The organism is uncultured Leifsonia sp., assembly GCF_945957465.1.
Lineage (GTDB): Bacteria > Actinomycetota > Actinomycetes > Actinomycetales > Microbacteriaceae > Leifsonia.
The window spans coordinates 66,284-82,664 of the sequence record NZ_CAMFLC010000011.1 but is presented as its reverse complement, the minus strand read 5'-3'; the positions used below and the strand labels follow the sequence as shown (position 1 = coordinate 82,664).

The 16,381-nt window shown below is 71.3% G+C and carries 20 protein-coding genes; 14 read left to right on the top strand and 6 right to left on the bottom strand.

Annotation, left to right across the window (positions count from 1 at the left end; all coding sequences use genetic code 11):
- From Q0Q23_RS07710 to Q0Q23_RS07700, 3 genes are all read left to right on the top strand, one after another.
- Positions 1–402, top strand: a 402-nt coding sequence (locus Q0Q23_RS07710) for an alpha-hydroxy acid oxidase (RefSeq protein WP_295121689.1), incomplete at its 5' end; no start/stop codon positions are given.
- A gap of 194 nt (positions 403–596) precedes the next feature.
- The gene (locus Q0Q23_RS07705) at positions 597–1,505 is read left to right on the top strand and encodes a thioredoxin domain-containing protein (RefSeq protein WP_295121687.1); all 909 of its coding nucleotides are present in this window, start codon (positions 597–599) and stop codon (positions 1,503–1,505) included.
- 130 nt (positions 1,506–1,635) lie between these two features.
- Positions 1,636–1,962, top strand: a complete 327-nt coding sequence (locus tag Q0Q23_RS07700; RefSeq protein WP_295121685.1) for a hypothetical protein — start codon at positions 1,636–1,638, stop codon at positions 1,960–1,962.
- Between the two features lie 53 nt (positions 1,963–2,015).
- On the opposite strand, the gene Q0Q23_RS07695 is transcribed toward Q0Q23_RS07700, so the two are convergent.
- Positions 2,016–2,606 (bottom strand): TetR/AcrR family transcriptional regulator, encoded by a 591-nt coding sequence (locus Q0Q23_RS07695; protein WP_295121683.1) that lies wholly within the window; start codon positions 2,604–2,606, stop codon positions 2,016–2,018.
- 145 nt (positions 2,607–2,751) lie between these two features.
- On the opposite strand from Q0Q23_RS07695, the gene Q0Q23_RS07690 reads away from it, so the two are divergent.
- Genes Q0Q23_RS07690 through Q0Q23_RS07680 form a run of 3 tightly spaced genes read left to right on the top strand, consistent with a single transcriptional unit; the run spans position 2,752 to position 4,543 of the window.
- Entirely contained in the window at positions 2,752–3,348 is a 597-nt protein-coding gene (locus Q0Q23_RS07690) for a DUF6230 family protein (protein WP_295121681.1), read from the top strand.
- Complete coding sequence (locus tag Q0Q23_RS07685) at positions 3,339–3,809, top strand: DUF6114 domain-containing protein (protein WP_295121679.1); 471 nt, start codon at positions 3,339–3,341, stop codon at positions 3,807–3,809. Before Q0Q23_RS07690 ends, Q0Q23_RS07685 begins: the two co-directional genes overlap by 10 nt.
- On the top strand, positions 3,806–4,543 hold the full coding sequence (locus Q0Q23_RS07680) for a hypothetical protein (RefSeq protein WP_295121677.1): 738 nt from the start codon (positions 3,806–3,808) through the stop codon (positions 4,541–4,543). Before Q0Q23_RS07685 ends, Q0Q23_RS07680 begins: the two co-directional genes overlap by 4 nt.
- A 51-nt stretch (positions 4,544–4,594) precedes the next feature.
- Here the strand turns inward: Q0Q23_RS07680 and Q0Q23_RS07675 are convergent, their stop codons facing one another.
- Positions 4,595–5,194 carry a DUF1992 domain-containing protein gene (locus Q0Q23_RS07675; RefSeq protein ID WP_295121674.1) on the bottom strand — a complete coding sequence of 200 codons (600 nt, stop codon included), beginning with the start codon at positions 5,192–5,194 and terminating at the stop codon, positions 4,595–4,597.
- A gap of 323 nt (positions 5,195–5,517) precedes the next feature.
- The gene (locus Q0Q23_RS07670) at positions 5,518–5,724 is read right to left on the bottom strand and encodes a cold-shock protein (protein ID WP_295121672.1); all 207 of its coding nucleotides are present in this window, start codon (positions 5,722–5,724) and stop codon (positions 5,518–5,520) included.
- A gap of 86 nt (positions 5,725–5,810) precedes the next feature.
- On the opposite strand from Q0Q23_RS07670, the gene Q0Q23_RS07665 reads away from it, so the two are divergent.
- Positions 5,811–6,068, top strand: a complete 258-nt coding sequence (locus tag Q0Q23_RS07665) for a helix-turn-helix domain-containing protein (RefSeq protein WP_295121670.1) — start codon at positions 5,811–5,813, stop codon at positions 6,066–6,068.
- Here Q0Q23_RS07665 and Q0Q23_RS07660 read toward each other — a convergent pair.
- On the bottom strand, positions 6,059–6,190 hold the full coding sequence (locus tag Q0Q23_RS07660; RefSeq protein WP_295121668.1) for a hypothetical protein: 132 nt from the start codon (positions 6,188–6,190) through the stop codon (positions 6,059–6,061). The genes Q0Q23_RS07665 and Q0Q23_RS07660 overlap by 10 nt on opposite strands.
- A gap of 279 nt (positions 6,191–6,469) precedes the next feature.
- Here Q0Q23_RS07660 and Q0Q23_RS07655 point away from each other — a divergent pair, with 279 nt between their 5' ends.
- On the top strand, positions 6,470–6,862 hold the full coding sequence (locus Q0Q23_RS07655; RefSeq protein ID WP_295121666.1) for a hypothetical protein: 393 nt from the start codon (positions 6,470–6,472) through the stop codon (positions 6,860–6,862).
- A gap of 51 nt (positions 6,863–6,913) precedes the next feature.
- Here the strand turns inward: Q0Q23_RS07655 and Q0Q23_RS07650 are convergent, their stop codons facing one another.
- Positions 6,914–7,687: an SDR family NAD(P)-dependent oxidoreductase gene (locus Q0Q23_RS07650; RefSeq protein WP_295121664.1), complete on the bottom strand. Its 774-nt coding sequence runs from the start codon at positions 7,685–7,687 to the stop codon at positions 6,914–6,916.
- A gap of 71 nt (positions 7,688–7,758) precedes the next feature.
- Positions 7,759–9,207 carry an FAD-dependent monooxygenase gene (locus Q0Q23_RS07645; protein ID WP_295121661.1) on the bottom strand — a complete coding sequence of 483 codons (1,449 nt, stop codon included), beginning with the start codon at positions 9,205–9,207 and terminating at the stop codon, positions 7,759–7,761.
- A gap of 301 nt (positions 9,208–9,508) precedes the next feature.
- Here Q0Q23_RS07645 and Q0Q23_RS07640 point away from each other — a divergent pair, with 301 nt between their 5' ends.
- The 6 genes from Q0Q23_RS07640 to dinB all read left to right on the top strand — a co-directional run bounded on the left by Q0Q23_RS07640 (position 9,509) and on the right by dinB (position 16,366).
- Complete coding sequence (locus Q0Q23_RS07640) at positions 9,509–10,018, top strand: hypothetical protein (protein ID WP_295121659.1); 510 nt, start codon at positions 9,509–9,511, stop codon at positions 10,016–10,018.
- A complete protein-coding gene (locus tag Q0Q23_RS07635; protein ID WP_295121656.1) occupies positions 10,015–10,656 on the top strand; it encodes a gluconate 2-dehydrogenase subunit 3 family protein in 642 nt (213 codons plus the stop codon). The genes Q0Q23_RS07640 and Q0Q23_RS07635 overlap by 4 nt, the downstream gene beginning before the upstream one ends.
- Positions 10,653–12,284: a GMC family oxidoreductase gene (locus tag Q0Q23_RS07630; protein ID WP_295121652.1), complete on the top strand. Its 1,632-nt coding sequence runs from the start codon at positions 10,653–10,655 to the stop codon at positions 12,282–12,284. Before Q0Q23_RS07635 ends, Q0Q23_RS07630 begins: the two co-directional genes overlap by 4 nt.
- 34 nt (positions 12,285–12,318) lie before the next feature.
- Positions 12,319–14,148 (top strand): thiamine pyrophosphate-requiring protein, encoded by a 1,830-nt coding sequence (locus Q0Q23_RS07625; protein ID WP_295121650.1) that lies wholly within the window; start codon positions 12,319–12,321, stop codon positions 14,146–14,148.
- A gap of 84 nt (positions 14,149–14,232) precedes the next feature.
- Positions 14,233–15,102, top strand: a complete 870-nt coding sequence (locus Q0Q23_RS07620; protein WP_295121648.1) for an alpha/beta fold hydrolase — start codon at positions 14,233–14,235, stop codon at positions 15,100–15,102.
- Between the two features lie 67 nt (positions 15,103–15,169).
- Positions 15,170–16,366 (top strand): DNA polymerase IV, encoded by a 1,197-nt coding sequence (dinB, locus tag Q0Q23_RS07615; protein WP_295121646.1) that lies wholly within the window; start codon positions 15,170–15,172, stop codon positions 16,364–16,366.
- The last annotated feature ends 15 nt before the right edge of the window (positions 16,367–16,381 follow it).

Sequence of the window (16,381 nt, the reverse complement as noted above, 5' to 3'; positions counted from 1 at the left end):
CTCGTCGACCTCGGCGTCGACGGCATCGTGCTCTCCAACCACGGCGGCCGCCAGCTCGACCGCGCGCCGATCCCCTTCCACCTGCTGCCCAAGGTCGTGGAGGCCGTCGGCGACCGCACCGAGGTCGCCATCGACACCGGCATCATGAACGGCGCCGACATCGTCGCCGCCTACGCGCTCGGCGCGAAGTTCACGTTGATCGGCCGCGCCTACCTCTACGGCCTGATGGCGGGAGGCCGCGCCGGCGTCGACCGCACCATCCAGATCCTCGGCGACCAGGTCGTGCGCACCATGAAACTGCTGGAGGTGCCGACCCTGGCCGACCTCACCCCGGCGCACGTCACGCAGCTGCGCCGACTGGTGCCGGTGGGCGAGGCCGCCGGGGCGACGGTGCGTGGCTGACGCGTCCGTCCCCGGCATCGGACCGGCAGGACACGCCGCCTCCACCTGACGGGAGGCGGCGTGTCCTGCCCATCCGATCCCATCGCTCGCGGACACTCGGCCGCGTTACGCAGCCGTGCCACAGCGCATCCAAAGGTAAAGACCCATACGCTTGTCACGGAGACTTGTCCACCGTCGGAAACGGAATGACCTGAATGGCTGCTACAGGCAGAGGCGCGACCACCCCCACGAAGAACGACCGCCGGGCCGAGGCGCGCGAGACCGCCCGCAAGATGCGCGAGGAGGCCGCCAAGAAGGCCAAGCGCCGCAAGGTCATCGTGCAGAGCTCGGTGATCGTCGGCATCGTCGCCGTGCTCGCGATCATCGGCGTCGTGATCTTCACCAGCGTGAGCGCGTCGAACAACGTCGCCAACCCCAAGAACATGCTGAGCGGCGGCATCCTGCTGACGAAGTCGGACCAGGCCGTCACCACTCCCGCGATCGCCCAGGGGGCCAAGCCGACCCCCACGAAGCAGACGCTCGACGGCAAGACCGCGCACATCCAGATCTGGCTGGACTACCAGTGCCCCTACTGCGACCAGTTCGAGACCACGAACTCGGACCAGATGAAGCAGTGGATGTCCGACGGCACGGCGACTCTCGAGATCCACCCGATCGCCATCCTCGATTCCCCCACCAACAGCAAGTACTCGACCCGCGCGGCGGCGGCGGCCTCCTGCGTGGCCAACTACGACCCCGACAAATTCTTCGACGTCAACAGCGCGCTGTTCGCCAACCAGCCGGACGAGAAGACCGGTTCCGGGCTCACCGACGCCAAGATGCTCGAGCTGTTCAAGAGCGCGGGCGTGAGTTCGTCGGCGATCACGAAGTGCGTCAACGACCAGACGTTCGCCACATTCGTCACCAACCGTACGAACGACGCCGTGGCGAACGCGCAACTCAAGAACCCGCAGACGGGCAGCTTCGGCACCCCGACAGTGTTCGTCAACGGCGAGCGCTACCAGGGCGGCTTCACCGACGCGAGCCAGTTCGCCGCGTTCGTTCAGACGGCCGTGAAGGACGCCGGCTCCAGCGGCAGCTACAGCTTCCCCAAGGCCGGCTAGCCTCTCTCGATCGATCGGTCCCAGCACGCCGTCGCGGCCTCCGCGCCCGCGGCGTGCTGGGACCGACCGTTTTCGGGACGCGGGCAGCGGGTGTACGGTCGGGGCCGAGGCCGCAGGAGAGGAGACGCGCATGGACCGCATCCCGGAGGACGGCGCCGACGAGCCCGTCATCGGCGACTCCGACGCCGGAGACACCGCCGGCTGGGTGGATCCCCGGGACGGCGAGGTCGACTACGCGCTGGACGACCCGATCGCGGAGGCCGACTTCGCCGACGAGCTCGTGACCACCGACGGCGTGGCGGGCGAGACGGTATGGGACGGCCCGGGCGACGGCAACGACGGCCCGACCGGTGGCCGGCCGCGCGAAGCCGAACCCGACTACGACGAGCACGACCCGGAAGGCGACCCGGACGACGGCATCCTGACCCAGGACGACGTGGACGAAGAGGGGATCTGAGGGCGGCCGCCTGCGCCGGGCCCGCTCGTGCCGGGCGGCGCATGGCCGCTCTCCTACCTCGGCACCGCCGCGACGACCCCGTCCGCGCTGCGCTCCAGGAAGCGCACGATGGACTCCGACGGCAGGTCGGTGCCGATCGCGCTCGCGACGAGCACGTCCTCGGCGAAGGCGATCCACGACCGCAGGCCGATCCGCAGCAGCGGCTCGTCGGGTGAGCCCAGTTCGAGGAACACCGCGATGATGCGCTCGGCCTGCTCCGCCCTCGCCTCTTCGACGACGGCCCGCACCTCCTCGTCGCCGCTCGCGACACCGCGGACCAGCGAGTAGAAGGTCCCGCTGTGGTCGCGGACGAAGGCGACGATGCGGGTCAGCGTGTCGTGCAGCCGCTCGCGCGGCGGGAGCTCGGCGATCGGTTCCGTGGCGTGCAGCATGCTGTCGCGCGCCGTGCGCACGACGTCGCGGTGGAGGCCCTGCTTCGAGCCGAAGTAGTGGAACAGCAGCGCGCGCGAAACACCCGCCTGCGCCGACAGCTGCTCGATCGTCAGCGAGTCGAGGGGATGGTCGGACAGGTGCGCGACACCGAGCGCGACCAGCTGCGCCCGGCGCTCGTCCGGGGTCAGCCGTGTGCGCCGGTCCGAGTCCATGCATCGAGCCTACTGGCCGTCTCCCGGGGCCGGAACGGTCGGTACGTCCTCCATTCTGCCGACTATTGACAACTCGTCAATAGCAGCTACCCTCGCAGTGGGATCGACCGCACCGCCGCTGTCAAGCCCCCGAACAGGAGGATCGATGAAGTTCCGCAAGCTCGCCGGCTCGCACGCCGGACGCATCGTGCTCGCCGCCGTACCCGTGGCCGTGGTGTCGACCGTGCTCATGACCGGAGTCGCCCAGGGCGCGGTGCCGGTCTCGTTCGCGGTCTCCGGCAGCCAGTTCCAGATCAGCGCGTCGAAGCTCGACGGCACCGGCTTCTCCCAGTACGCCGGCGTCGCTCCCGACACCGCGGGCAAGCAGCATCAGGTCGCCATCGCGAACATCAAGTCCGCGACGCTCTCCGACCTCTGCCAGTCGGTCGTCACCGACACCCCGCTGGGCAAGGTCGGGATGCTGATCACCGCGGGCGGCGGAGGCAACCCGGCCAGCGCGTCCGATCTGCAGATCGGCATGACCGATCTCGCCGGCGACTCGGAGTTCCACAACATCCGCATCGGCGTCGACGCCTCGACGGTGAACACCGCCGCGAAGGGTGCGCCGGGCGACTTCGCCCAGGACGCCGACACCGTGACGATCAAGAACCTGAAGCAGACGGCCTGGAGCACGCAAGCCTCGGTCTTCACGCTGACCGGCATGCACGTGCAGCTGACGGACGGATCGAAGGGATGCTTCTGAGCCGGCCGGCCGCGCACACGGCGACCGTCGGAGACGACACGGTGACGTCGACCCGCCGGGAGCGGTTCCGCGAGTGGCGGAGGCGGCGGCCCTTCGTCGGCGGCCTGCTGACCGCGCTCGGCGGCGTGGAGATGTTCTTCTCCGGGCAGCTCGACGTGGGCCGCATCCACGTGCAGCTCGGCATCGAGGGGCTGCAGGCGACGATCATCCCCGTGCTGCTGGTGCTGCTCGGCGTGCTGGCGATCGCCATGCCGGCGCACCGCATCTTCTACGGCGTGATCGCGCTCGCCGTCGCGGTGTACTCGCTGATCGGCGTGAACCTCGGCGGCTTCTTCATCGGGATGCTGCTCAGCTCGATCGGCGGCGTGCTCACGGTCGCGTGGATGCCGCGCGAGAGCGCGCGGGCCGCGCATGACGGCCCGCCGACGCACCCCGGACCACTGCCGGAGAAGGACGCGTGAGGACGCGCAGGAATGCGGCGGCGGCCGCACTCACCGCCGCCGTGGTGCTCGCCGGAGCGTTCGCCGGGGTCGGCGCGGTCCCCCTGCCCGCGCGGGCCACGACGACGACCTCAGCCCCGGCCTCGCTCTGCATCCCCATCTTCACGTCGTGCAGCTCGCCCTCGCCCACGCCGACTCCGTCGCCGTCGGGCTCACCCGCTCCCGGGCTGCCGCTGCCCGGCCTCCCGGCACCCACCCCGAGCGCGCCCGGCACGGCACCGGGCGGGAGCGCCACAGCGACACCGGCACCCGCACCGACGCCGGCGACTCCCGACGGCTCGGCCCCCGTCTTCGCCCAGCCGCCCGCTCAGCTCGGGAGCCGGTCCCTGTCGTTCAGCGGGCTCCAGGGCATCAGCGTCGTCACCGTGCCGCTCGCCGACGGCAGCCGCGTCCCCGTGCTGAAGATCTCGGCCGACACCATCGCGATCCAGGGTTTCAGCCTCACGGTGCGCAAGCAGACCGGCCCGTCGCTGGCTACGACGGCCGACACGATGACGCTCAGCGGTCATGTGCAGGTCTATCTGGACTCGGTCACCGCGACCGGGCCCGACGGCAGATCGCTGACGCTCGGCGCGGCCACTCCTCCCCCGAACGACGGGCTGCCCGCGCAGTTGCTGCGCGTGACGCTCGGTCTCGTCGGAGCGACCGCGGACTCCATCACCTACACCAACACGAAGCAGCATCTCTCCGAGTGACGGCGACGTGCCCCTCGCGGGTCAGGCGACCGGCGCCGGGGCGCTCCCGCGTCAGCGTCCTTTGCGGAGGCGGCGGCGTTCGCGGCGGCTGAGCGCCGCGAGTGCTTCCGCCTCGGCCCGCCGCGCGGCCTCCGCCTCGCGCAGGCGCGCCTCTCGGCGCTCGGCCCAGCGCGCGACCTCCTCGTCGACGTCCCTGGTCGGGGTCACGACCGGCGGGCCGCCCTGGAGCTGCCGACGCGCAGCGACGACGCGCCGGTTGAAGTCGGCCAGGTGCTCGCGCACGGCCCGTTCGCTGCCGAGGCGGTCGAGGGTCGCGTCGAGCTCGCTGTGCTCGGTCCGGAGCGTGAGGGCCGGCGGCCCGAGCCCGGTGAGCTTCTCGCGCTCGATCTTGCGACGGATCCACCAGTCGGGGTCGTGCGTCCCGGTCAGCCCCGGCAACGGCTTCCCCGCACCGGGGAGGTCGTCGAAGTCGCCCCGGCGGATCGCCTGCTGGATCGCGTTCTCGATGACGTGCGCGCGTTGATCCATCGACGGCCGGCCGGCATCGGACGCGTCGACCTCCTCACCGCGGGCGCACGCGTCGCGATCGAGACGATAGCGCGCCGCCTCCACGCGGGCATCCGGTTCTGGTCGCAAACGCTCTTCGGCCATGCCGCCAGCGTACGCCGCTCGTGACATCGGTCGCCGAAGTGCGGGCGAGGGGCCGGCGAGGGGCGTCCAGGCGCCCTCAAAGCGGGGCTTCAAGGGCGTTTACGTGCCCCTCGACTACGCGCTCTGCGCACGCCACGAATCAGTGCGCGCGACCGGTTGACAAAGGTCAACGCCCGAATAGTGTGTGCGCTAAGCAACCGGATGGCAGGCCGGACCGCAATGGGGGCGGGCGGCAGTACTGCATTCCCGGTGGGTGGCGGCCGGCTCTTCGGGTGAGTCGGGCGCCGCCCGGCTTCAGCCGTGACGACGCCCGACCCGCTGTCTCACAGGGCGCGGATGTTGGAGGCCTGCATCCCCTTGGGGCCCTGGGTCAGGTCGTACTCGACCTTCTGGTTCTCGTCGAGCGTGCGGTAGCCGCCCTGCGACTGGATCTCGCTGAAGTGGGCGAAGACGTCGGCGCTGCCGTCATCCGGGGCGATGAACCCGTACCCCTTCTCTGCGTTGAACCATTTGACGGTGCCTGTAGCCATCGTGTCTTCCTTCGTTGTCTTCATCGGTCGCTCGGAACGGCCGACAGAGTCAGGCTACTCTCTGGCGCGTTGTTAGCATTCATCGGGTGCAGAACCTGAGCAACGCGATCGCCGGGCGGATCGGGGAGAACATCCGCGAACGCCGCGAGCGCCTGCTGTACGCGCTCGACGAGCTGGCCCGTCGCGCCGGGCTGGAGGAGCACACGCTCTGGCGTGTCGAGCGCGGCACGATGATGCCGTCGGTGCTCATGCTGGTGCACCTCGCGGAGGTGCTGGAATGCCGCCCCGGCGATCTCCTGCTGGGCGTCTCGGCCGCGCTCGGCGGTGAGGACGCTCAGTCGTAGCCGAGGATCACGACGTCGGCTTCGCGCCAGAAACCGCCGGAGAGGCAGCCGAGCACACCCGTCGCCGCATCCTCTGCGGGAGCGGTGGGAATCCGGTCTTCCTCGACGACGATGGCGGCCATGTCAGGATGCTAGGCGCGTCGACGATCCGCGTGGATCGACACCGTGTCCAATCGACGACGACCGATCGACACCGTGTCCAGTTCGCGTCCCCGGCTCACATCCCACTCTGGGAGAACCGAGAGCGGACACCGATACCGTCCGGTCAGAGTTTGCTGATATTCGGGAATGACCCCTTCCTGGGGGTAGCCCTGCCGTGCCAGAATCACGGGACCCGCTGCACGACGGCGGGCAGCTGAGGCCCGAACCGCGCTGACGACGACGCAACGAAGGAGAGCCCCATGACTGAGATCATCGCCCCTGCCGCCGTGCGCGCCGCCCTCGAACATGCCGTGACCGCCGCGGGGGAACGTCACCGCTACGCCTTCCCCGCCGACGGCCTCGTGCGGTTCACCTGGGACGCCGAAGGCCACGGTCACGGCGACCTGATCGGCGAGGCGATCCGGGAGCTGGCGCCGAACGTCTACGCGCACCTCGTCACCGTGGAGACCGCAGACCCGGGCCAGCCCGTCGAGTCGGTCCTCGACCTCGCGGAGCACGGGCTCACGGTGCCGTTCGCCACGATGGCCGCACTCGACGAAGCACGCGCCATCGAAGACGCGGGCGGCACCTGGGGCGAGGCCCTGGCCTGCTTCGACGAGCTGTACTTCGAATCGCCGGCCCTCGCCGGCTGAGGTCGAGGGCAGCCTCGCGCGCCGGCCGCTCGAGCACAGGCGCGCCGGGCGTTACATCGTCTGCCTCATGCCTCCGTCGATCACGACGTCCGAGCCGGTCAGGTTGCCGAGCAGCGGGCTGGCGAGCATGGCGACCAGCGCACCCACCTCCTCCGGAGTGGTGAAGCGTCCGGTCACCATCGCCTGCTCGGCGCCCCGCCGCACGTCCTCCGGCGTGCCTCCCCCGGCAGCGGAGACCGTGTCGGCGACGCCGCCCGAGCCCAGCCAGAGCGCGGTCGCGACCGGGCCGGGGCTGATGGAGTTGACGCGGATCCCGCGCGGCCCGAGTTCTTTCGAGAGCGACTTGGTGAAGCTCAGCAGCGCCGCCTTCGCTGCGCTGTAGTCCATCACCAGGGGGTCGGCCAGGATCGCGTTCTCGCTGACGATGTTGACGATCGCGCCGCCGCTCGGGATGACGTCGAGCAGGCCGCGCGTGACCCGTACCGCGGCGAGCGCGTTCAATTCGTACGTCCTCGTCCAGTCGTCGTCGGTGATGGAGGCGAAGCCGCCCGGCCGCGGCGGAGCCGAGCCGACGTTGTTCACCAGTACGTCCACCGCGTCGCCGACCGCTTCGCGGAGCCCGGCGATCGCGGCCGGGTCGGAGAGGTCGGCCGGCACGAAGCGGAAGCGGTCCGCCGCCTCCAGCTCCCTCGATTCGTCGGTCGCCCCGCGGGCGACACCGACGACGGTCGCCCCTTCGGCGAGAAGGGCGCGCACAGCGGCCAAGCCGATGCCTCGGCTGGCGCCGGTCACGACGGCGCGGGCGCCACTCAGTCGAAGGTCCACGCCGCGACACTAGCGAGTGGACCGCGGGCCCGGCTAGTGCCCGTCGGCACCGGCGCGGGACCGGCTGGGGATCAGCTCGCGCGGCCGAACCACCGTTCGAGGTGCTCCCGCAGGTCGCGGTCGTCGTCGCCGGCCCACGCGACGTAGCCGTCGGGCCGCAGCAGCGCAGCGGGAGCGGCGACATCGGCGGCCGGGTCGGCGACCGCGTCCACCCGGTCACCCCAGCCGGCGACGCTCAGGCGCCCGGTGCGATCGAGCAGCAGCCCGCGGCCGTCGCGGAGGAGCTCGTAGAGCCTCCCCTCCCCCACGGGGAGGTCGGGCAGGCGCCTCCCGACCAGGTCCGGCTCCGCACCCCGCCCGCCGGCCGGCTCGTAGCGGATCCCGGTGCCGCTGATGCGTTCGGCGAGGTACCGGGCGACGTCGTCGAAGGCCATCAACTCGGTGATGAGACGGCGAACGGCCTGCGGTCCGGCCTCTGGTGCGATGAGGACGCTCTGCGCGCGGGTGAGCGTCAGCACGTCGTCTGCGACCGGGCGGCGCTCCGCCTCGTAGGTGTCGAGCAGGCCGTCCGGAGCCCAGCCGTCGACGTCGGCGGCCAGCTTCCAGCCGAGGTTGAACGCGTCCTGGATGCCCAGGTTGAGGCCCTGGCCGCCGAGCGGCGGGTGCACGTGCGCGGCATCGCCCGCCAGGAGGACGCGACCGGAGCGGTAGCGCTCGGCGAGCCGGGTGGCGTCGGTGAAGCGCGACAGGGCACGAGGCGAGTGCGCCCCGAAGTCGGTGCCGGCGTACGCGCGCAGTTGCGTCCGGAACTCCTCGAGCGTCGGCGGGACGCTGCGGTCCTCCGCGACGCTCGCGGCCGGTACGACAGCGCGGTACAGGCCGTCTGCGGCCGGCCCGATGCCGAACCCGCGGTGCGTCTTCCTCACCTCCGCCGAGATCGCGGCGACGTCGTCGGCCGAGGCGGTGACCTGCATCTCCCCGAGCAGCCATTCGGTGGTCGCCGCTTCGCCGGGAAAGCCGACGCCCAGCAGGCGGCGGACCAGGCTGCGGCCTCCATCGCAGCCGACCAGCCACCGCGACCGCAGCCGGGAACCGTCGGCGAGCTCGACGTCCACGCCCTCCGCGTCCTGCTCGAACCGCACGAGCTCGGCGCCACGGCGGTAGTGCGCGCCGAGCCCGATCGCCCGCTCCTCCAGCAGCCGGTCGGTGATGGTCTGCGGGATGCCGAGGATGTACGCGTGCGCGGAGTCGAGTGCGACCGGGCGCGGACCCACGATGCCGGCGAACGTCCCGACCTGCGGATACTGCGTTCCGAGGGCGAGGAACCGGTCGAGGAGACCGCGCTGGTCGAGGATCTCGATGGAGCGCGGGTGGAGGCCGAGCGACCGGGCGAGCGGGCTCGGCGTCTCGTCCCGCTCCAGCACGAGCACCTCCACGTCGTGCAGGCGCAGCTCGCCGGCCAGCATCGAGCCGGTCGGTCCTCCTCCGCTGATGATCACATCGAACTCGCGGGTCTCCATCCAGCAGCCTCCTTCTCGCGGGCCTACCTTTTTCGGCCCGCGACCGGCAATTCTCGCCCACGCAGGGGGCCTTGCGGCAAGCCCGGGGGCGGCCGGTATCCTGGAAATGCGCCCGAGGGTAACGGGTGCGCCCGAGGGGAACGGGTGCGCAGCGGGGTGCACGTACGTGACGTCCACCGTCTGTCCCGCGTTCGTCGTCATCACTGAGGGGATGGCGAAGCGCGATTTCCTGAGAAGGCGGTCAGCACCCCTTCACCTCCCGCCGGTCCGGTGCAACGCTTGCGCTGGTGCAAGCAGGGCCATGCGCAGGCAGGCGACGGACGGAGGCGACGTGGGACGCACGCTGACCACGAAGAAGAAGACGAAGGGCCGGCCGGAGGTCGTCCACGGCATCGACCGGATGGTGAGGAACATCGAGACGGGGCGCTTCGAACGCTCGCTCTCGGCTCTGACCGCGGTGGGTGCCGTCGTCACCGCGGGCGAGATCTACTTCGAGCACGACAAGGCGAGCTTCGGCAACAAGTGGATGTGGGTCCCGGTGATCCTCGGCCCCGTCGGGGCCGTCGCGGGAGTCGCGGGCGTCGTCAGCAAGCGGGCCGCGAAGACCGTGCTCCCTCTCGCGGCGGCGACGATCGTCGCGAACGGCCTGCAGGGCACGTGGCTGCACGCCCGCGGCATCGCGCAGAAGCCGGGCGGCTGGCACAACGCGCGCTACAACCTCGAGATGGGGCCGCCGCTCCTGGCGCCCCTGCTGGTCACGATGGTCGGCGGCATGGGCTTGCTGGCTGCGATCCTGAGGCGCGAGAAGTGACCGCGCGCAACCTGCGCGACGAGGTGCCGGAGCGGTTTCCGGGCTTCCGAGTGCTCGATCAGGCGAAGCACTGGGACGACGAGACGCGCGCGGTGGTCTACTCCCGCGTCGGGCGCCCACCGGACATCCGCTTCTTCGACGCGGCCGAGGAGGCGGCCGCGACCGCCCTGTTCGACCGGCTGCTCGACCAGCATCCCGACGACCGCCGCGTGCCGGTGACCGCGATGGTGGACGCCCGGCTCGCCGAGAAGGAGACCGACGGCTGGCACTACGACTCGATGGGCGACGACTGGGAGGTCTGGAAGATCAGCCTCGCCGCCCTCGACGCGGAGGCCCACGCTGTGCACGGTCGGGCGTTCGCCGCGTGCGACGAGCCGCAGCAGCTCGCCCTCCTCTCCGGCATCCACGACGGGGACGGCGAGTGGCGCGGATTCCATCGTGCGCGCATCTGGAGCCTCTGGACGCGGTACGCGTGCACCGCCTACTACAGCCACCCGGCGGCATGGGATGAGATCGGCTTCGCCGGGCCGGCGTACCCGCGCGGTTACAAGAACCTCGGGCTCGACAGCCGGGAGCCGTTCGAGGTCGCCGACGCGCAGCCCGACGACATGCCGCGCACCGGGACGGCCGGCTCATGAGCGCGGTCCGCGAACGCAACGACTCGGCGTGGCTGCTCACTTCGGACGGCTCCCGGGAGGAGCCGCGGCTGCGTCAGCAGATGCGCCGCTTCGACGACGGCGACGAGGTGGACATCGCGATCGTCGGCTGCGGCGCGGGCGGCTCGGTGCTCCTGCAGCGGCTGGCCCGCGCCGGCTGGGACGCCGTGGCGTTCGACGCCGGGCCGTTCTGGGATCCCCAGCGCGACTGGGTCAGCGACGAAGCCGGATCGCATCACCTGTACTGGACGGAGCCGCGGCAGATCGGCGGCGACGACCCGGTGCCGCTCGGGTCCAACAACTCCGGGCGGGGCGTGGGCGGCTCGATGGTGCACTACGCCGGCTACGTGCCGCGGTTCCACCCCAGCGACTTCCACACTTTCAGCGCCGACGGGGTCGGAGCCGACTGGCCGCTGGAGTACCACGACCTCGCGCCGTTCTACGAGGACATCGAGAACGAGCTGCCGGTCGCGGGCGAGGACTGGCCGTGGGGCGATCCGCACGGCTATCCGCACCGCCCCCACCCCGTCTCGGGCAACGGCGAGACCTTCCTGCGCGGCGCATACGCCTCCGGCATCGAGGCGAAGGTCGGCCCGGTCGCGATCGCGAACGGCCGGTTCGGGCATCGCCCGCACTGCATCTACCGCGGGTTCTGCCTGCAGGGCTGCAAGGTGAACGCGAAGGCCTCCCCGCTGATCACCCACATCCCGGACGCGCTGGCGCACGGCGCCGAAGTGCGCGCCGACAGCATGGTCACCTCCATCGAGGTGGACCCGTTCACCGGGCGCGCGACCGGTGTGCACTACGTGAAGGACGGGGTGCAGCGCTTCCAGCGCGCCCGGATGGTCGCGATCGCGGGCTATTCGATCGAGACTCCGCGGCTGCTCCTCAACTCGGCGTCCGCACGCTTCCCCGACGGGCTCTGCAACGACTTCGACCTCGTCGGCCGGTACCTCATGGTGCAGGGCGCCCCGCAGACCGCCGGCCGCTTCGAGCAGGAGGTGCGGATGTGGAAGGCGCCGCCGCCCGAGGTCAGCACCGAGGAGTTCTACGAGACCGACCCGTCGAAGCCGTACAAGCGCGGCTACTCCATCCAGACCGTCTCACCACTGCCCATCACCTGGGCGGAGCACGTGATGGCGCAGGGCCGTTGGGGGGCCGACCTGCGCCGGTACATGTCGGACTACGTGCACTGGGCGTGCCTGGGCGCACTGTGCGAGTTCCTTCCGCAGGCCGACAACCGGGTCACGCTGGCCGACGAGAAGGACCGCTACGGCCTTCCCGTCGCGCACTTCGCGTACTCGCAGTGCGACAACGACCGGGCGCTCGCGAAGGCGGCGCAGGCGACCATGGAGCAACTGCTGGAGGCCGCCGGCGCCCAGGAGACCATGACCGTTCAGCGGTACGCGCACCTGGTCGGCGGGGCACGCATGGGCGCCGACGAGACGCACGGGGTTGTCGACGCCGATTGCCGGACGTTTGCTGTCCCCAACCTGCTCATCACCGACGGGAGCGTGCTGCCGACCCAGGGCAGCGCCAATCCCGCCCTCACCATCATGGCCGTCGCGGCTCGCGCGGCGGCCCGGCTCATCCAGCGCCCGGAGCCCTGAGCGACGCGGCGTCGACACGCGAAGGAGAAAGACTATGGCGACGACGGTCAGCGAGTTCGTGATCGCGCGACTGCGGGAGTGGGGCGTGCGACGCGTGTTCGGCTTCCCCGGCGACGGGATCGGCGAGTTCGACGGGATGCTCGGCAAAGCCGAGCGTGCCGGTGAAGGCCTGGAGTACATCCGGCCGACGCACGAGGAGATCTGCGCCCTGATGGCGGTGGCGCACGCGAAGTTCACCGGCGAGGTCGGCGTGTGCATCGCCACCTCCAGCCCCGGCGGGTTCCACCTGCTGAACGGCCTGTACGACGCGAAGATGGACAACCAGCCGGTGGTCGCGATCGTCGGGCAGCAGGGGCTGAACTCGTTCGGCACGTTCAATCAGCAGGAGAGCAAGCTCGAGCAGACGTTCGCGGACGTCGCCGAATACGTGCAGACGATCGTCTCCCCCGAGCAGGCGCAGGCGGTGGTCGACACGGCGTTCCGCACGGCGATCGCCCGCAAGCAGCCGACCGTGATCATCCTCCCGCACGACGTGCAGGGCATGGCGATGGCCGAACCCGGCGCGGAGATGTGGGTGTCGCGCTCGAGCGCGGTTCCGCCGTCGACGGCGATCGCGCCGCCCGCCGAGCAGCTGCAGGCGGCCGCCGACCTCATCAACGCCGGCGAGCGGGTGACCTTCCTGGTCGGCCACGGCGCGGTCGGGGCGACCGAGGAGGTGCTGACGGCGGCCCGCCTCGCCGGCGCCGGTGTCATCACCTCGCTGCGCGGCAAGCAGGTCGTGCCGGGCGACGTCGCGTTCCACACCCAGCAGCTCGGCCTCCTGGGGTCGCGGCCGAGCTACGACCAGATACAGGAGTGCGACACCCTCGTGCTGCTCGGCACCAACTATCCGTACGGCCAGTTCCTGCCCGAGACCGGGCAGGCCAAGGCGATCCAGGTCGACCTCCGTCCCGAGCAGCTGGGGCTGCGCTACCCGACCGACGTGAGCATTTGGGGCGACGTGAAGACGACCCTCGCCGGGCTCATCCCCCTGCTGAAGCAGAAGGACGACCTCTCGTGGCAGGAGAAGGCGGCGGCCGCCATGCGCGACTGGGACGACGAGCTGGCCGCCCAGGCCGAGCAGCACTACGACGACGGCGTGAACCCGCGCCGGGTCTACCACGAGCTGAACAAGCGCCTCCCCGCGGGCGCGATCGTCACCGCCGACGCCGGCACGACCGCCGACTGGTACGGCCAGCACATCCGCCTGCGCGACGGCATGCGCGGCGACCTCTCCGGCCGGCTGGCGACCATGCTCGCGGCGATGCCGTACGCGACGGCCGCGAAGTTCGCCTTCCCGGAGCGGACCGTGGTCTGCACCATCGGCGACGGCGCCTTCCAGATGCTCGGGATGAACGAGCTGATCACCGTCAAGAAGTACCTGTCGCGCTGGTCGAACCCGAATTTCGTCGTGCTGGTGCTGCACAACGACGACCTGACCCAGGTGTCGTGGGAGATGCGGACCGAGGACGCCAACCCGGTCTGGTCGACCTCCCAGGACGTCGAATCGGTCGACTACGCGGACTGGGCCCAGCTGCTCGGCTTCCAGGGGATCACCGTCACGACCGACGACGAGGTGGAAGCGGCGTGGGATGCCGCGCTCTCCCACCAGGGCGTCACGGTCATCGACGCCCACACGAGCAAGAACGTGCCCCCGCTGCCGCCGCACATCACGCTGGAGTTCGCGAAGAACACCGGACTCGCCCTGCTCAAGGGCGACCCCGACGGTCTCGGGGCGATCAAGGACTCGGCGACCTCCCTGATCACCGAGGGGGTGGAGCGGGTGAAGGATGCGCTGCATCGGGATCGGGACGACGACGAGTAGCTGCGGGTTCAGCGCGCCGACCGGGTGCCGGGCGGGTAACATCCATCGCGGGAATCGATCGTCGACGCGGACAGGGGCCGGGGCATGAAGACGCACACGCTGAGCAGGGACGACGCCGAGATCGTCTACGACGTCGCCGAGCCGGAGGACGGCTCGGCCGCGCATCCCGTGCTCGTCATGATCGGCCAGCCGATGGACGCGAGCGGCTTCCGCGCGCTGGCGTCGCACTTTCCGGACCGAACCGTGGTCACGTACGACCCGCGCGGCCTGGGGCGGAGCACCCGCAGCGACGGCGAGGTCGCCAACACGCCCCGCACGCAGGCCGAGGACGTGCACGCGCTGATCGAGACGCTGGGCGCCGGACCGGTCGACCTGTTCGCCAGCAGCGGCGGGGCGGTGACCGCACTGGCCCTCGTCGCCGCGCACCCGGACGATGTCCGCGTGCTCGTGGCGCACGAACCGCCGCTCCCCGGTGTCCTCCCCGACGCCGAGGCGGCGGAGCGCGCCCTCGCCGCGGTGCACGCGACGTACGCCGCCGACGGCTTCGGGGCGGGGATGGCGGCGTTCATCGGGATGACGTCGTGGCGCGGCGAGTTCTCCGACGAGTACTTCGCGCGCCCGGCTCCCGACCCGGCGATGTTCGGGTTGCCGTCGTCCGACGACGGCTCACGCGATGATCCGCTGCTCTCCGAGCGGTCGTCGGCGGTGACCTCCCATCGCCCGGATGTCGATGCGCTGACGGCCGCGCCCACCCGCATCGTCGTCGGCGTGGGCGAGGAGTCGGAGGGCAGCTTCACCGGCCGGACCTCCACGGCCGTCGCCGAGCTGCTCGGCACGGAGGCCGTCGTGTTCCCGAGTCACCACGGCGGCTTCGCTGCCGAGGACGCCCCGTACCCCGGCAAGGCGACGGAGTTCGCCCAGCGGTTGCGGGAGGTGCTCGACACGCAGGCGTGAATCCAGCCCGCCCGCCGGTGTCCGGGGTCGATGCGACCATTCTCTCGACGCGGGATCGGAGGACGGGATGCGGGGCGAGGCGACGGTGCTGCACGCGGACCTGGACGCGTTCTACGCCTCGGTCGAGCAGCGCGACGCCCCTGCGCTGCTCGGACGCCCCGTCATCGTCGGCGGGGGCGTCGTGCTCGCGGCGAGCTACGAGGCCAAAGCGCGCGGGGTGCGCACCGCGATGGGCGGCCGGCAGGCGCGCGACCTGTGCCCCGAGGCCATCGTCGTCCCGCCGCGGATGGAGGCCTACTCGGCCGCCAGCAAAGACGTGTTCGACATCTTCCGCGACACCACCCCGCTCGTGGAGGGACTGTCCATCGACGAGGCGTTCCTGGAGGTCGGCGGCCTCCGGCGGCTCGCGGGAACGCCCGAGCAGATCGCCGTGCGGCTGCGCGAACGCGTCCGGCGGGAGGTGGGCCTTCCGATCTCGGTGGGGATAGCGCGCACCAAGTTCCTCGCCAAGGTCGCCAGCGCGGTGAGCAAACCCGACGGGCTGCTCGTGGTCGAGCCCGAGCGCGAGCAGGAGTTCCTGCTCCCGCTGCCGGTGGAGCGGCTGTGGGGCGTGGGCGCCGTCACGGCCGAGAAGCTGCACCGGCTCGGCATCCGCACGGTCGGGCAGCTGGCCGAACTCGAGGAGGCGACAGCCGAGCGGCTGCTCGGCCGGGCCGCCGGCGCGCACCTGCACGCGCTGGCCCGGTTGCGGGATCCGCGCCCCGTCGACACGACCAGGCCGCGCGGCTCGATTGGTTCGCAGCGCGCGCTCGGATACCGGCCGCGCTCCCCCGAAGAGCTCGAGCTCATCCTCACGCAGATCGTCGACCGCCTCGCCCGCCGCCTCCGCGACCGCGACCGCACCTGCCGCACGATCGTCCTGCGACTGCGCTTCGGAGACTTCGCCCGGGCCACCCGCTCGCGCACCCTCCCGTTTCCCTCGGACCGCACCGCTGTGCTGCTCGGGGTCGCGCGAGCCCTGCTCGACTCGGCGCAAGGGGAGATCGCGGAACGCGGCATCACCCTCATCGGCCTGTCGCTGTCGCAGCTGGGCAGTGCCGACACGTTCCAGCCGGAGCTGCCGATCGACTGGCAGGACGGCGCCCGCCTGGACACCGTGCTCGACGCCGTGCGCGATCGTTTCGGCGCCGCAGCCGTCTCGCGCGCCGCCCACCTCGGCCGCGACCCGGGCCTGTCGGCGCCGCTCCTGCCGGAGCACGAGTGACGCGGAACGGGTCGT

Bases quoted from the DNA above. Each gene is read 5' to 3' on its own strand.
- Q0Q23_RS07705 (WP_295121687.1), top strand. From the start codon at position 597: ATGGCTGCTACAGGCAGAGGCGCGACCACCCCCACGAAGAACGACCGC.
- Q0Q23_RS07700 (WP_295121685.1), top strand. From the start codon at position 1,636: ATGGACCGCATCCCGGAGGACGGCGCCGACGAGCCCGTCATCGGCGAC.
- Q0Q23_RS07695 (WP_295121683.1), bottom strand. From the start codon at position 2,606: ATGGACTCGGACCGGCGCACACGGCTGACCCCGGACGAGCGCCGGGCG.
- Q0Q23_RS07690 (WP_295121681.1), top strand. From the start codon at position 2,752: ATGAAGTTCCGCAAGCTCGCCGGCTCGCACGCCGGACGCATCGTGCTC.
- Q0Q23_RS07685 (WP_295121679.1), top strand. From the start codon at position 3,339: ATGCTTCTGAGCCGGCCGGCCGCGCACACGGCGACCGTCGGAGACGAC.
- Q0Q23_RS07675 (WP_295121674.1), bottom strand. From the start codon at position 5,194: ATGGCCGAAGAGCGTTTGCGACCAGAACCGGATGCCCGCGTGGAGGCG.
- Q0Q23_RS07670 (WP_295121672.1), bottom strand. From the start codon at position 5,724: ATGGCTACAGGCACCGTCAAATGGTTCAACGCAGAGAAGGGGTACGGG.
- Q0Q23_RS07660 (WP_295121668.1), bottom strand. From the start codon at position 6,190: ATGGCCGCCATCGTCGTCGAGGAAGACCGGATTCCCACCGCTCCCGCA.
- Q0Q23_RS07655 (WP_295121666.1), top strand. From the start codon at position 6,470: ATGACTGAGATCATCGCCCCTGCCGCCGTGCGCGCCGCCCTCGAACAT.
- Q0Q23_RS07645 (WP_295121661.1), bottom strand. From the start codon at position 9,207: ATGGAGACCCGCGAGTTCGATGTGATCATCAGCGGAGGAGGACCGACC.
- Q0Q23_RS07640 (WP_295121659.1), top strand. From the start codon at position 9,509: ATGCGCAGGCAGGCGACGGACGGAGGCGACGTGGGACGCACGCTGACC.
- Q0Q23_RS07630 (WP_295121652.1), top strand. From the start codon at position 10,653: ATGAGCGCGGTCCGCGAACGCAACGACTCGGCGTGGCTGCTCACTTCG.
- Q0Q23_RS07625 (WP_295121650.1), top strand. From the start codon at position 12,319: ATGGCGACGACGGTCAGCGAGTTCGTGATCGCGCGACTGCGGGAGTGG.
- Q0Q23_RS07620 (WP_295121648.1), top strand. From the start codon at position 14,233: ATGAAGACGCACACGCTGAGCAGGGACGACGCCGAGATCGTCTACGAC.
- dinB (WP_295121646.1), top strand. From the start codon at position 15,170: ATGCGGGGCGAGGCGACGGTGCTGCACGCGGACCTGGACGCGTTCTAC.